The organism is Chryseobacterium sp. CFS2, from assembly GCF_036543225.1.
GTDB classification, from domain to species: Bacteria; Bacteroidota; Bacteroidia; order Flavobacteriales; family Weeksellaceae; genus Chryseobacterium; species Chryseobacterium culicis_A.
In genome coordinates this window covers 1-13,534 of record NZ_JAZHQU010000014.1, presented here as the reverse complement: position 1 = coordinate 13,534, position 13,534 = coordinate 1, and the positions used below count along the sequence as shown (strand labels likewise).

The 13,534-nt window shown below is 36.3% G+C and carries 15 protein-coding genes and 1 tRNA gene; 8 read left to right on the top strand and 8 right to left on the bottom strand.

Going from position 1 to position 13,534, the window contains the following annotated elements; all coding sequences use genetic code 11:
* The first annotated feature begins 18 nt into the window (after positions 1–18).
* From ODR02_RS22820 to ODR02_RS22790, 7 genes are all read left to right on the top strand, one after another.
* Entirely contained in the window at positions 19–1,470 is a 1,452-nt protein-coding gene (locus ODR02_RS22820; RefSeq protein ID WP_309513647.1) for a bifunctional 2-methylcitrate dehydratase/aconitate hydratase, read from the top strand.
* A gap of 65 nt (positions 1,471–1,535) precedes the next feature.
* Positions 1,536–3,032, top strand: a complete 1,497-nt coding sequence (locus ODR02_RS22815) for a CoA-acylating methylmalonate-semialdehyde dehydrogenase (RefSeq protein ID WP_309513646.1) — start codon at positions 1,536–1,538, stop codon at positions 3,030–3,032.
* Between the two features lie 7 nt (positions 3,033–3,039).
* Positions 3,040–4,200 (top strand): acyl-CoA dehydrogenase family protein, encoded by a 1,161-nt coding sequence (locus ODR02_RS22810; protein WP_309513645.1) that lies wholly within the window; start codon positions 3,040–3,042, stop codon positions 4,198–4,200.
* Between the two features lie 15 nt (positions 4,201–4,215).
* A complete protein-coding gene (locus tag ODR02_RS22805; protein WP_309513644.1) occupies positions 4,216–5,325 on the top strand; it encodes an enoyl-CoA hydratase/isomerase family protein in 1,110 nt (369 codons plus the stop codon).
* A 2-nt stretch (positions 5,326–5,327) separates the two neighbouring features.
* A complete protein-coding gene (mmsB, locus tag ODR02_RS22800; RefSeq protein WP_309513643.1) occupies positions 5,328–6,212 on the top strand; it encodes a 3-hydroxyisobutyrate dehydrogenase in 885 nt (294 codons plus the stop codon).
* A 2-nt stretch (positions 6,213–6,214) separates the two neighbouring features.
* Positions 6,215–6,997 carry an enoyl-CoA hydratase/isomerase family protein gene (locus tag ODR02_RS22795; RefSeq protein WP_309513642.1) on the top strand — a complete coding sequence of 261 codons (783 nt, stop codon included), beginning with the start codon at positions 6,215–6,217 and terminating at the stop codon, positions 6,995–6,997.
* Positions 6,998–7,136: 139 nt separating this feature from the next.
* Positions 7,137–7,961, top strand: coding sequence for a 5'-nucleotidase, lipoprotein e(P4) family (locus ODR02_RS22790; protein ID WP_309513641.1), 825 nt, complete (start codon positions 7,137–7,139; stop codon positions 7,959–7,961).
* A gap of 89 nt (positions 7,962–8,050) precedes the next feature.
* Here the strand turns inward: ODR02_RS22790 and ODR02_RS22785 are convergent, their stop codons facing one another.
* From ODR02_RS22785 to ODR02_RS22750, 8 genes are all read right to left on the bottom strand, one after another.
* Positions 8,051–9,112 (bottom strand): serine hydrolase domain-containing protein, encoded by a 1,062-nt coding sequence (locus ODR02_RS22785; protein ID WP_309513640.1) that lies wholly within the window; start codon positions 9,110–9,112, stop codon positions 8,051–8,053.
* A 378-nt stretch (positions 9,113–9,490) separates the two neighbouring features.
* The gene (locus ODR02_RS22780; protein ID WP_309513639.1) at positions 9,491–10,015 is read right to left on the bottom strand and encodes a thermonuclease family protein; all 525 of its coding nucleotides are present in this window, start codon (positions 10,013–10,015) and stop codon (positions 9,491–9,493) included.
* A 116-nt stretch (positions 10,016–10,131) separates the two neighbouring features.
* Positions 10,132–10,734 (bottom strand): hypothetical protein, encoded by a 603-nt coding sequence (locus ODR02_RS22775; RefSeq protein ID WP_309513638.1) that lies wholly within the window; start codon positions 10,732–10,734, stop codon positions 10,132–10,134.
* Positions 10,735–10,842: 108 nt separating this feature from the next.
* Positions 10,843–11,484, bottom strand: coding sequence for a hypothetical protein (locus ODR02_RS22770; RefSeq protein WP_309513637.1), 642 nt, complete (start codon positions 11,482–11,484; stop codon positions 10,843–10,845).
* Positions 11,485–11,530: 46 nt separating this feature from the next.
* Positions 11,531–11,869 carry a hypothetical protein gene (locus ODR02_RS22765; protein ID WP_209785707.1) on the bottom strand — a complete coding sequence of 113 codons (339 nt, stop codon included), beginning with the start codon at positions 11,867–11,869 and terminating at the stop codon, positions 11,531–11,533.
* 2 nt (positions 11,870–11,871) lie between these two features.
* A complete protein-coding gene (locus tag ODR02_RS22760; RefSeq protein WP_209785708.1) occupies positions 11,872–12,255 on the bottom strand; it encodes a hypothetical protein in 384 nt (127 codons plus the stop codon).
* A gap of 25 nt (positions 12,256–12,280) precedes the next feature.
* Complete coding sequence (locus ODR02_RS22755; RefSeq protein ID WP_209785709.1) at positions 12,281–12,862, bottom strand: hypothetical protein; 582 nt, start codon at positions 12,860–12,862, stop codon at positions 12,281–12,283.
* Positions 12,863–12,887: 25 nt separating this feature from the next.
* Entirely contained in the window at positions 12,888–13,178 is a 291-nt protein-coding gene (locus ODR02_RS22750) for a hypothetical protein (RefSeq protein ID WP_209785710.1), read from the bottom strand.
* A gap of 258 nt (positions 13,179–13,436) precedes the next feature.
* On the opposite strand from ODR02_RS22750, the gene ODR02_RS22745 reads away from it, so the two are divergent.
* Positions 13,437–13,511 (top strand) — tRNA-Pro (locus tag ODR02_RS22745).
* The last annotated feature ends 23 nt before the right edge of the window (positions 13,512–13,534 follow it).

The window sequence follows — 13,534 nt, the reverse complement described above, 5'->3', positions numbered from 1 at the left end:
TTAAACTAAAAAATAAAGATGTCATCACACATTTCAAACGAAAGACCACAGCCGGATCAGGTATTAACAGATATTGCAGATTATGTATTACACTATGAAATCAAAAATGATTTAGCATGGAAAACAGCCCACTACTGTTTATTAGACACAATCGGTTGTGGACTGGAAGCACTTACCTATCCTGCATGTACCAAACTTTTAGGACCCATTGTAAAAGGTACCATAGTTCCGAATGGAGCTAAAGTTCCGGGTACACAATTTCAGCTGGATCCCGTACAGGCTGCTTTCAACATCGGAGCAATTATCCGTTGGCTAGATTTCAATGATACCTGGCTGGCCGCTGAATGGGGACATCCTTCAGATAACCTGGGCGGAATTTTAGCAACAGCAGACTGGCTTTCAAGAACAAATATTGCAGAAGGAAAAGCTCCGCTTAAAATGAAACAGGTTCTGGAAGCGATGATCATTGCCCATGAAATTCAAGGAGTTATCGCATTGGAAAATTCATTCAACAAAGTAGGTTTAGACCATGTATTATTGGTAAAATTAGCCTCTACAGCCGTTGTCGGAAAACTGATCGGCTTAACCCGTGATGAACTGATCAATGCCGTTTCATTAGCATTTGTAGACGGACAGTCTTTAAGAACCTACCGCCATGCTCCCAATACCGGAAGCCGTAAATCCTGGGCTGCCGGAGATGCCACTTCAAGAGCTGTACGTTTAGCCCTTATTGCTAAAACAGGGGAAATGGGTTATCCATCCGTATTAACAGCAAAAACCTGGGGATTCTATGATGTGTCTTTTAAAGGAAATGAATTCAAATTCCAGAGAGAATACGGTTCTTATGTGATGGAAAATGTATTGTTCAAAATTTCATTCCCTGCAGAATTCCACTCTCAAACGGCTGTAGAAGCAGCTATGACCTTACACCATCAGTTAAAAAAATCAGGAAAATCTGCTGAAGATATCAAAAAAATAACAATCCGTACCCACGAAGCATGTATTCGTATCATTGATAAAAAAGGACCACTGAACAACCCTGCTGACCGCGACCACGCTATTCAGTACATGGTAGCAGTTCCACTGATCTTCGGAAGATTGACAGCTGCTGATTATGAAGATAATGTAGCAACAGACCCAAGAATCGACATTCTTCGTGATAAAATTGAATGTGTAGAAGATGTACAGTTCACTACGGATTACCATGATCCTGAAAAACGTTCCATTGCCAATGCTTTAACGGTAGAATTAAACGACGGAACTGTTTTAGACGAAATTGTTGTAGAATATCCAATCGGCCACAAACGTAGAAGAGACGAAGGAATTCCTGAACTGATCAAGAAATATAAAGTAAACCTTGCCAGAATATTCCCGGAAAAACAACAGAGAATTGTATTAGAAAACTCTTTAGAATATGATACTCTTGTCAACTTAGATGTCAACGAATTTGTTGATCTGTTGGTAATATAATGTAATAAAAAGTTGAGAGTGAAATGAATATTTACTCTCAACTTTTCACTCTCAATCTAAACATCATGTCACAAAAAGTAAAAATATTAATCAACGGAAATTTTACAGAAAGTAAAGCGACAGAACATCTTCGCGTAGAAAATCCTGCAACACAGGAAACCCTTGCAGAAGTTCCACTCACGGAACTGGCTGAAATAGATCAAGCCATAGAAGCTGCTCAGGAAGCTTTCAAAACATGGAAAGAAGTAGCTACCCCGGAAAGAGCCAGATTATTCTTAAAATACCAGCAGCTTTTAAAAGAAAACCAAAAAGAAATTGCTGAAATCCTTTCCAGAGAAAACGGAAAAACATTCCCGGATGCCATGGGAGATGTATGGCGCGGAATTGAAGTGGTAGAACATGCCTGCAACATTCCTACCCTCATGATGGGAGAAACAGTAGAAAATGTAGCAAGAGGTGTTGACACCTACAGCTATATCCAGCCACTTGGAGTATGCGCAGGAATTACACCCTTCAATTTCCCTGCAATGATCCCTTTATGGATGTTCCCAATGGCCATTGCCTGTGGAAACACCTTTATTTTAAAACCTTCAGAACAAACTCCCATGACCTCTATGAAAATGGCTGAGCTATTTTTAGAAGCTGGTTTTCCTAAAGGAGTTCTGAACATTGTTCACGGCTCCAAAGATCAGGTGAATCATATTCTGAACCATCCGGAAATCAAAGCCATTTCATTTGTTGGTTCTGTTCCTGTAGCAGAACATGTTTACCGTACAGGAACCGATAATCTGAAAAGAGTTCAGGCTTTTGGCGGAGCAAAAAATCATATGGTAGTCATGCCGGATGCCAATAAAGAACAGGTTGTTAACAATCTTGTAGGTGCTTCCTGCGGAGCGGCCGGTCAGCGTTGTATGGCCATCAGCGTAGCTGTTTTGGTAGGTGAAGCTCAAAACTGGGTGGACGATATCAAAAAAGCTCTAAGCACCATTAAACCCGGAGTATGGTCTGATGAATCTGCTGCCTTCGGGCCTCTGATAAACCAACAATCAAAAGACAAGGTTTTAAGATTGATTAAAAGTGCCTATGATCAGGGAGCTGAGGTATTACTGGATGGCAGCGACTGTAAAGTGGAAGGCTATGAAAACGGATACTTTGTAGGAGCAACGTTATTCAATAACGTATCAACAGATATGGACATTTACAAAGAAGAAATTTTTGGCCCTGCTTTATTATTATTAAAGGCGGAAACATTGGATGAAGCCATTAAAATCATTAATGCCAATCCTTATGGAAACGGAACCTCCATCTTTACCAATTCAGGAGCAGCGGCAAGAAAATTCCAGCATGAAATTGAAGTGGGACAAATCGGTGTAAACATTCCGATTCCCGTTCCATTACCGTTTTTCTCTTTTACAGGATGGAGAAAATCATTCTTTGGCGACCTGCATTCTTACGGAAAACAAGGTATTCGTTTTTACACAGAAACCAAAACGATTACAGCACGTTGGTTTGAAGAAGATATTCCTGCAGGCGATCTGAATATGACGATCAGTTTAAAATAACCTTTCTATGGAATTCAACCTAAATGAAGATCAACGGGCATTTCAGGATGCCGCAAGAAGATTTGCCGAAAAAGAACTGGCTCCTTATGCTTCGGAATGGGATGCTCAGAAGATATTTCCGAGAGAAGCTATCGCAAAAGCCGGAGAACTTGGTTTTTGTGGCGTTTACACCAGTGAAGATGCCGGAGGTCTGGGGCTATCACGGCTGGACGCTGCCATTATATTTGAAGAACTGGCTGCAGCCTGCCCTTCCACTACCGCCTACATTACCATACACAACATGGTCTCCTGGATGATTGATGAATTTGGGAATGATGAAATCAGAAAGCAATTATGTCCGGATTTGTCATCAGGAGTATTATTAGGATCCTATTGTCTTACAGAACCTGGCTCAGGGTCAGATGCAGCAGCCTTAAAAACAACGGCAGTGAAAAAAGACAATAAATACATTATTAACGGAACAAAAGCGTTCATCTCCGGAGCAGGTGAAAGTGATATACTCATCGTAATGGCGCGTACCGGAGATTCTAGCCCAAAAGGAATCAGTGCTTTTATAGTACCGGCTAATTCTGAAGGGATCAGTTTTGGAGAAAAAGAAAAAAAACTCGGTTGGAATACCCAGCCGACCCGATTTGTTTTCTTTGATCATGTAGAAGTAGATGAAAAATATCTTTTAGGTGAGTTGGGACAAGGATTTAAAATAGCATTAAAAGGACTGGATGGCGGACGTATTAATATTGGCACCTGCTCTGTAGGAGCTGCACAGGGAGCTATCAGCCAGGCCCAAAAATATATGCATGAAAGGCTCCAGTTCGGGAAATCATTAGCACAGTTTCAATCGCTTCAGTTTAAAATCGCTGATATGGCAACAGAACTGGTGGCAGCCCGCCAGATGGTACATTTAGCAGCTTTCAAGTTGGATTCAAATGATATAAATGCTACTACTTACTGTGCTATGGCAAAACGTCTGGCAACCGACATGTGTTTTAATATATGCAATGAAGCAATACAAATATTAGGCGGTTATGGATGTACACAAGACTTTCCTGTGGAACGTCTTATGCGTGATGCCAGAGTACATCAGGTGGTGGAAGGAACCAATGAAATTATGAAACTGGTAATTTCAAGAAAGATTTTAGAAGAAGGAGCTATGATACAAATCCGTTAATTCAAAAGAGTAAAAATGAGTTTAATACTAACAGAAATAAAAAATAAAGTCGGGATCATCACCCTGAATTCCGAAAAAACACTCAATTCGCTTTCATTAGAAATGATTGAAGAACTGAAAGCTGTTCTGGAAGACTGGAAGACCTCTGGTGAAGTCGCCTGTATATTTCTTCAGGGAGCAGGTGAAAAAGCGCTCTGTGCCGGAGGAGACGTAAGAAAACTACATGATGCCATTATAGAGCAGCAAAGCATTGACGGTACAAAAGTCCCTCAGCAGTGTTTCGATTTCTTTTCAAAGGAATACCAGGTAGATTACCTCATTCATACCTATCCGAAGCCTGTCATTGTTTGGGGACACGGAATTGTAATGGGTGGCGGAATCGGAATTATGGTGGGAGCCTCTCATCGTATTGTTACTGAAAGAAGCAAACTGGCAATGCCGGAAATTACTATTGGTTTATATCCCGATGTAGGCGGTACCTGGTTTTTAAATAAAATGCCTTCTGCTTATGGAATTTATCTAGGATTAACGGGGGCAAGATTAGATGGTGCTGACTGTAAGTTTTTAGGACTGGCAGATTACTATATTTCTTCCAGTTCAAAAATGGCTCTATTAGATGCTCTCGATCATGCCCAATGGAATGGAAATAACCATCAGACAGTTTCTGCAATTCTGGAAAATATCTCTAAAGAAACCTCCACACCCGAATCACAGGCACAGATACATCATTCATTCATCGCACAGTTTGAAGGGGCAAATTCTTTAGAAGAGTTCAGAGAAATTTTGATACAGCATCCGGATAAGGACGAATGGATCAATACAGGAATAAAAAGCTTTGAAACAGGCTCTCCAAGTTCAGCACACATCATTTTCAGACAATTGAAAGAAGGTGAAAATCTAAGCCTTGAAGAAGTTTTTCAATCTGAATTAAATCTTTCCTGCCAATGCTGCATTCATCCTGATTTCGCAGAAGGTGTAAGAGCATTGCTGGTAGATAAAGACCTTTCCCCAAAATGGCAGCCTGCTACCTTACCTGATATTACCAAAGAATGGGTAGACAGCTATTTTACTCCGCTTTGGGCTCATGAAGAACATCCATTAAAAAACTTAGGAAAAAAAGATTAAATATGTCAAATATAGCATTTATAGGATTAGGAAATATGGGTGGGCCTATGGCCATCAACCTTGTAAAGAAAGGTCATCACGTTATCGGATTTGATCTTTCCCATTCCGCTTCAGAAGCACTGGTTTCTGCAGGCGGACAAACCTCAGACTCAGCTATAACAGCTGCTAAGGACGCTGATGTAGTCATCTCAATGCTTCCATCAGGTAAACATGTTGCAGAACTTTATTCTGAAGAATTCATCAGCCAATTGAAACCTGATACATTAATCATTGACAGCAGTACTATTGATGCAGTAACCGCCCGTTCTGTGGCCCTATTGGCTGCTTCGAAAGGATGTAAAATGATTGATGCTCCCGTTTCCGGCGGTACTGCAGGAGCACAGGCAGGAACATTAACCTTTATTGTAGGCGGCCAAACCAAAGACTATGAAAAAGCAAGACCTATTCTAAAATGTATGGGACAGAATATTTTTCATGCAGGAGACTCCGGTGCGGGACAGGTGGCAAAGATTTGTAACAATATGCTTTTAGCCATCCATATGATCGGTACTTCTGAAGCCATCAATTTAGGAGTCCGTCACGGTTTAGAACCTAAAATATTAAGTGAGATCATGCAGAAAAGTTCCGGCAGAAACTGGTCGTTGGAAGTGTATAATCCCTATCCGGGAGTGATGGAAAACGCTCCTTCATCAAGAGCCTATTCGGGAGGTTTTGCCGTAGACTTAATGACAAAAGATTTGGGATTGGCTGCAGAAGCAGGACTGGAAACCAGAACCTCGACTCCATTGGGAAATGCCGCTTTAAATCTTTATAGAATCTGGAGTGAAGCCGGAAATGGTACCAGCGATTTTTCAAGTATTATTCAATTCTTAAACAAACATCAGTAATCATGAATTTTGAAACATTATTATACCAACAGGAAGGATATATTGGCACCTTAACCATTAACCGCCCTGAAGCTTTAAATGCTTTGAATGAAACTGTTTTAAAAGAACTGAAATCATTTGCAGAACAGATCCGATCTCACAAAGACATTCGTGTTTTAATCATTACCGGATCCGGGGAAAAAGCTTTTGTTGCAGGTGCCGACATCAAAGCAATGCAAGGGATGACACCCCAAGAAGCCACAGATTTTTCTACCATGGCTCAAACCGCGTTCAATTCCATTGAAGCATTACCATTTGCAGTGATCGCAGCGGTCAACGGTTTTGCGTTAGGTGGCGGATGTGAACTGGCTTTGTCCTGTGACCTCATTCTGGCAAGTGAAAAAGCAAAATTCGGATTACCGGAAGTAACGCTTGGATTATTACCCTGTTTTGGAGGAACACAACGCTTACCGAGAGCAATTGGATTGTACAAAGCAAGAGAAATGGTATTTTCCGGCGAATTTTACTCAGCAGAAGCCTGTAAAGAATTAGGTTTTGTAAACCGTGTGATTGCTCCTGCAGAATTATGGAATGAAGCCCGGAAATTAGCGGCAACAATAGCCTCAAGAGGTCCGGTAGCCATAGCGAAAGCAAAACAATCGTTGAACACAGGTGTAGATTTACCTATTACAGAAGGTTTGCAACAGGAGGCTGCTTTATTCGGGGAATTATTCGATACGAAAGATCATCAGGAAGGTATTGGCGCATTTATAGAAAAAAGAAACCCTGATTTTAAAGGAGAATAAAAGATAAAATAATTTTAAAAGATATATTTGATTTTTAGGAGGCTGGTCTGTTTTTGTTACCGGTCTCCTTTTTTTACTTTCCAAAAATCCTTGTCATACAATCAAATTGTCATAATTTTGTTCTTCCTATTCAAATTCAATGAAAAATTTAAATCTCATTATCGCAAGCTGTTTGTTGGCTTCAGTTATATCGTGTACAACGGCAGCTCCGGTTGCAAAGAATTCCATCCAGGATACACCTTATCAAAACCTTGGACGTGACGGAAAAATATATGCAGCTTTTTACCAGCAAAGAGCTGCTGAATATGAAGCATTATGTCTTCAGGCTTATAATATTGCGACCCTCCGTTTGGATGAAGCTTTAGCGCAGAAATCCGACAAACCGTTAGCCATCGTTTCTGATATTGATGAGACCTTTTTAGACAATTCTTATTACGCTGTGGAGCGCTCAAAAATGGGAAAGAATTATGACCAGAAAACATGGGAAGAATGGACTGCAAAAGGTATTGCTACCCCACTTACAGGTTCTCAAAAATTTTATCAGTATGCAGCCAGTAAGGGAATTCAGGTTTTTTATGTGACCAACCGTGCCGAAGCGGAGCGCGAAGGAACTTTGAAGAATTTAAAAAAATATAATTTCCCGCTTCAAAGCGATGCCAGCCTTATTTTAAGATCAAAAGAAAACAGTAAAGAAAACCGAAGAAAAGATATTGCTAAAAATTACAATATTGTTTTGCTGCTAGGCGATAACCTTGCTGATTTCTCAGATATATTTGATAAAAAATCAGAAACAGATCGTTCTGCTGCCGTGAAAAATTCAGCTGATGATTTTGGTAAAAAATTCATTATTATTCCCAATGTAGGGTATGGAGACTGGGAATCCTCATTCTACCATTACAAATACGATTATACTGATCAGCAGAAAAACTCTATGATGTATGATGCAGTGAAATCTAATCCTTAAATAAAATCTAAACCTTAGATATAAATTTAAAAACCTCACAACAAAATTGTGAGGTTTTTGGTTTCATGTATTATGATCTTTTTTCCTGTTTACTTCAAGACTTTCTCGTAGATTTCATTCAACAGGTTTTGTCTCATTTTAGAGTCTCTTTTATTCAGAAGGATGATAAATCCCCAATTTTTAGCTCTGTTGTAGCAGATGATTGAAGATTCTCCCATGGAATCGCCAGACTTTAAATAGATTGTATTCTGGTCATCCGTACTGATGTTAAGCCCTAAGCCCATTTCTCTTTTTTCATCTTTATAATAGATGTTTTCTGTGATTAACGCGGCATTTGAAACTGGATTTCCTTTCGTAAGAATCGCTCTCAGATACGTAACCATATCAGAAGCATTGGATTTAACCAATCCGGCGGATGCAGTAACATTCCATTTGAAAAACTCCTGAGCTCCACCGTTGGGATTGTAACCTGTTGTTTTATTTTTCACATTGAACTCTTTTGTGAAGGTATTCGTCATTTTCAAAGGACCGATTATTTTTTTATGAATGATTTCATCATAGCTTTTGCCATAAACCTTTTCCAATATCTGCCCCAGTAATGTATAGCCCATTGTAGAATAACGGTACTTGCCATAGTCAATAAGCTCATTACAATTATTGATGATGGAGATTAATGATTCTTCGGTAACACTACTTACCGGCTGCTGAGGATTCAGTTCGATCAACTTTCCAAAATCTATATCAGGTAAGCCTGACTGATGAGAAGCCAGATCCGAAATTTTAATTTTATTCTTAAGATTTTCATGGAGATGATACCCTTTTGGCAGGTAACCGTCAATATAATCCTCCAGTTTTAATTTCTTATCGATAACAGCTTGTGCTATTAAATTTGAAGTCAGAATTTTTGTAATAGAAGCAATTTCGAATAAGGAATTCTTATCAATATTCATTGAACTTTCTTTGCTCAGTTTACCATATGCTGTATAATATTCTTTATTATTACTGATGAAACCAACACTGATTCCCACCTCCGGATTTTTCTGATAATTATCCTTTATAATAGAATCTATCTTTTGCGAAAAATTCTGTCCGAAAGAAAAGGTACTGATGAATAATAATAGAACCGCTAAAAATGTGAATGAGTTTTTCATTGTATCGTTGTTTAATGTTTAACAATTATCTTGATACAAATTTGAAAAAGTAAAAAATCCTATGCGACCGAATAAACGTATTCTGTCTTATTGGTTTTAAAAAATGAGTACGGATTATTATTAAAAGAAGTACGAGTAATTACAAAACGCTATAATACAAATAATTACAACACCCAAATAATGTTTTTCCTCTATGTTTTTTTAAGCTGAACGGAAGGAATATTTTGAATTAAAATCCTTTTCATATCAAATTTCAAGAACGGTTACTTTACTTTTTGTGTTGTCTTTTAAAAAAAACAAAGCATATTCAACTCGACAAGTTTTCACAAAATCATCCTTATCTTCCACTGAATAACTTCCAGCTTCATGACCGAATATTTACGCCACAGCTTTTGCTTTTGTTCCGGTTTTAGCAGCCTCAATTTTCTTATTATTCCTAAGCTCACGTTTCATTTTACGGTAATCCCATGGAGCAACGGCATTAATATCCTGCCAAAGACCCATCTTTTTACTTTTGGCATTTTCCTGAATTTTCCCCAATGAAGCATCTTTTGAATAAGAAAAATACCACCATCCCATCCCTGCTTTGATAAGCTCTTTGGAAAGGTATTTTCCGTCATCATAATACACTTTTGCAATGGATCTTCCATAGCGGTCCGTATTCGTTTCCACAAAACTTACCGTTTTTCCAAATACCTGAGCTGAAGTGAATTGTTTCGCATTTTTCCCGAAGGCCTGCCCACTTTCCGGACAATCAACTTCGGCCAGTCTGAGCTTTTTTTGCTGGTTTCCTTTTAACAATAAAGTAATGGTATCTCCGTCTGAAATTTTGATCACTTTTCCGGTAGTCTGTGAGAATAGAAATACAGGGAAAAGTACATACAGCAACATTAATCTTTTCATGCGGCAAAGATAGGAATTAGCGGTTCTTGTTAATACAAAAACCTCACATTTTGCGAGGTTTTAGCTTTAAAAGCTTTTTGTTTTATTTTTTCCGCAAAGAGCAAGACCCTGCAGCATTATTCAACATCCATGATTTTATGAACATCGCCAAAGTTATACCACCTTTCTATTTTACCGGGATAATAATAGTATAACTCATCCAAATATGTTTCCTCTTTAAGAAAAGCCGTTCCTTTATTCATTGGGATGGCATAATTATCTAAATTATTAATGAAACTAACGTATTCACTATAGTTATATTTAGTTTGTGAAGAAATGGTTTCACATAGTATATTTTTATGATCAATTCTATTCACATCATCACTCATACGTCCTCTACTTGAAGCATATTCATTGATCAATTTACGATTAAAAAATGAGGCTAGTTTTTGAACATCAATGGCTACAAAGAATAAATACCCTTCTTTTTTTAACGGTTGAAATAATTCATATAAATCTTTAGTTGAATTATTAGATTTTTTTCCCAATCTAAGCTCATCAAGAGTCAAAAAATTCTCTCTGCAAAAACACTTTTTAGCAATTAAAAACTGTTGAAATGCTAAACTATCTTTTTTTAAAAAGGTTTGTAATTTTTCATATTGAGTATTTCCAATAGCCGCTTGTCCAAAAACTATTGTAATACCTAACAAAAAAAACAAAACAATAAATACTTTTTTCATCACTTACTTAGAATTAGTCATAAATATAGCTCTTATCAAATGATGATGAACATTTTTAAAGTACAAAATATTGTAAGATCAAATACTTATATAAGAAAAACTTTACCTTCACCAATTAAATGGCATCGCAACATAAGTATTTTCAAAGATAGGTAAAGGTAAAATCTCTGCTGTTTCCAAACACACTTCATCATTTTTAACAATACAAACTTTAAGCAATTCTCCACGGTGATGATAGCCATTTAAGATTAATGCGCAGATACCATTTATGTCTAAAATCCTGATTAAAGCTTTAAACTTATCCACTTTATCAGACAATTCCAGAAAACTTAAGTCGAAATCTTCAAAAGAAATATCTTCATCTGTCACAATTTGAACAAAGCGTTGTCCGATATCATACGCTGTAATGTCATTAAATTTTTCATCAGCAGTGATAAAATCGGTTTCCAGGCAGTCCAGATATACCTTTTGTCCAGATGATAAGTAGTTCCGGCTATGAAGCTTAGATTCCTGTAAAATTTCAATATTATTTCTCCTGAAAGCTCTTTTCCATTCATCAATTTTCATTAAAATATCCGCATCCCCATATTCCCATAAAAAAGAATAAACTTTTTTTTGATCATGAAAAAAATCACCCAGCTGAAATCTGTCTCCACGATTATAAAACAACCAAAGATTTTCATAATGTACCTCATCGCTGCTTAAAAAATTTGACAGGTAGTAGGTATTGGTATCTGTATATTTTTTCATAAAAATTTAGTGGAATTTTCGATAAATGCTTATATACTTTGGCTTTTTATATCTTCCAACGGCTAATGTGTATAGGCAATGATAAATGGGTCTTCACAAAATCATCATATTCAAAAGAGTGAAAATAATAATCTTCAATATTAATTTCAATTTTACTGATCTCAATTTTAAGATTGATGAAAAATGTAACAAACTCTTTTATAAAATCATTAATAGTAATCATCACATTCTCATCAGTATATAGACTTCCGTTTATTTGATTATCAGAACCGCCTCCACCCCAATACACCGAACGCTCTTCAAGAAAAACAATAAATTTTTCGATAATAAAAGTATCCGGCAGATTTTCATGAATCACAATTTTAAACTCAAATATATCCTTCATTATTATTTTGCTGTAGTATGTAAAGTTGAAATATCAAAAGGAAGCTTAATAGATCTGATATCCGTTTTTTTTATTTTCTTAAAAATAATATCAGAGCCAATGGATAATGATTCTGTTTTCAGTAAAAAAACATGGTCATTTTTATTATTCTTTTCAAAAATCAAATTGATAATATTCCAATCACTTGTAGTAAGTTTCTTTTTCTCTATTACATCCCGAATTTGCTGAGATGATATTTCATCTATTTTTACACAGTAATATGTTTTCTCTCCATTATTAAAATCTTTTTGAATGCAATTAAAAACATACACATCATTTTCAAATAAAGTAACTGATGTTATAATATCATCGTACCAGTCTAGTATATGTAATTGAGTAATGATCACTTTGTATTTTATTTTTTTATCAACATTAATGCTGAGCAGAATTGATTTTAATACTTTTAAAGACCTTTAAAAACAGTTCTTTATTTTCTTCACTCAAATCATTCACAATAATTGCCATTTTATTTTTGTAAATATCTACGCTGTCAAAATGGATCCCGATAAGTCCTTTATTTGCTTTTTTCGGCATCATAATTTGTGCTCTGTATTTATTGATTGTATCGTAGTAATAATAATTAACATTAAAAATACCATTTTTACTATCTCTTTCAGTATTTTTTGAGAAATAAGCTTTTAACTCTCTGTTTTTATATTTTTCATATAATTCTTTATCATCAGTAATGAAAAAAGAATCTTCCTCAAATGGCTTATAATCACCATAATAAATATAACCTATACGCTTATTATTTCCGGTATTGATACTAAATACTTTTGAGTCTTCGGCCGGTTCTTTCTTAATGATAAATGATTCAGGCAAGCTCATTGACACATTAGCAATTTCATGCTTAATAAGTTTTTGATTTTCACAGCAGGAAGATAATATGACCAAAAGGCAAACCAACAGCAAAAAATTATATTCAACTTTTACATATATATTTTTATATTTCATGATAATAGGATTCTGTTTCAATGAATCAAAAACTTTTTTTAATCTTTACCATTTCATCTACCAGGTCAGCTTTATATAAATCAATTTTAACTCCTTGCACAGAAGGAAAGTTGTGAGATTTTGCATCAAAATAATAAGCAACTTTTTCAAGAAATGTATCTTCATGCTCTTCTAAGTATTGTTCAACTTTACCAGCAAGTTCATCATCCAGATAATTTTCTGGAGATTTCACATAAAAACCCAAATTAATGGAATCATTTTGAAAAGCCTTTTCCAATACGGGGATATAAATTTGATAAAATTCTTCTTTTTTCATTTCCTGTTATCTTAAAAACGAACTCCCATAAACAAACGGTTCAGGTCTTAAAAATGAAATAAAGGAGAAAAAAAATGAAAATTTTTTCATCATTTTTAAAACAAGATAAGTCAATGGTTATTAGTCTGGTAAAGGTAACAAAAAAGTTTTCACGAAAAATTAATTTAAAATTATTCTTCATTTTATTTTTTTATTTGAAAAAGTATTGTACCTTTGCAACCGCAAAAACGAAGTAAATATCGTTACTGATGACACCCTCGGGGCGTAGCGTAGTCCGGTCATCGCGCCTGGTTTGGGACCAGGAGGTCGCAGGTTCGAATCCTGCCGCCCCGACTGTTTTAGTAGTTTTCTCAAAA

What these genes read in the sequence shown, in the direction of transcription:
- mmsB (WP_309513643.1), top strand. Translation starts at nt 5,328, where the DNA reads ATGTCAAATATAGCATTTATAGGATTAGGAAATATGGGTGGGCCTATG.
- ODR02_RS22770 (WP_309513637.1), bottom strand. Translation starts at nt 11,484, where the DNA reads ATGAAAAAATATACAGATACCAATACCTACTACCTGTCAAATTTTTTA.
- ODR02_RS22785 (WP_309513640.1), bottom strand. Translation starts at nt 9,112, where the DNA reads ATGAAAAACTCATTCACATTTTTAGCGGTTCTATTATTATTCATCAGT.
- ODR02_RS22805 (WP_309513644.1), top strand. Translation starts at nt 4,216, where the DNA reads ATGAGTTTAATACTAACAGAAATAAAAAATAAAGTCGGGATCATCACC.
- ODR02_RS22795 (WP_309513642.1), top strand. Translation starts at nt 6,215, where the DNA reads ATGAATTTTGAAACATTATTATACCAACAGGAAGGATATATTGGCACC.
- ODR02_RS22810 (WP_309513645.1), top strand. Translation starts at nt 3,040, where the DNA reads ATGGAATTCAACCTAAATGAAGATCAACGGGCATTTCAGGATGCCGCA.
- ODR02_RS22780 (WP_309513639.1), bottom strand. Translation starts at nt 10,015, where the DNA reads ATGAAAAGATTAATGTTGCTGTATGTACTTTTCCCTGTATTTCTATTC.
- ODR02_RS22755 (WP_209785709.1), bottom strand. Translation starts at nt 12,862, where the DNA reads ATGAAATATAAAAATATATATGTAAAAGTTGAATATAATTTTTTGCTG.
- ODR02_RS22790 (WP_309513641.1), top strand. Translation starts at nt 7,137, where the DNA reads ATGAAAAATTTAAATCTCATTATCGCAAGCTGTTTGTTGGCTTCAGTT.
- ODR02_RS22815 (WP_309513646.1), top strand. Translation starts at nt 1,536, where the DNA reads ATGTCACAAAAAGTAAAAATATTAATCAACGGAAATTTTACAGAAAGT.
- ODR02_RS22775 (WP_309513638.1), bottom strand. Translation starts at nt 10,734, where the DNA reads ATGAAAAAAGTATTTATTGTTTTGTTTTTTTTGTTAGGTATTACAATA.
- ODR02_RS22820 (WP_309513647.1), top strand. Translation starts at nt 19, where the DNA reads ATGTCATCACACATTTCAAACGAAAGACCACAGCCGGATCAGGTATTA.
- ODR02_RS22750 (WP_209785710.1), bottom strand. Translation starts at nt 13,178, where the DNA reads ATGAAAAAAGAAGAATTTTATCAAATTTATATCCCCGTATTGGAAAAG.
- ODR02_RS22765 (WP_209785707.1), bottom strand. Translation starts at nt 11,869, where the DNA reads ATGAAGGATATATTTGAGTTTAAAATTGTGATTCATGAAAATCTGCCG.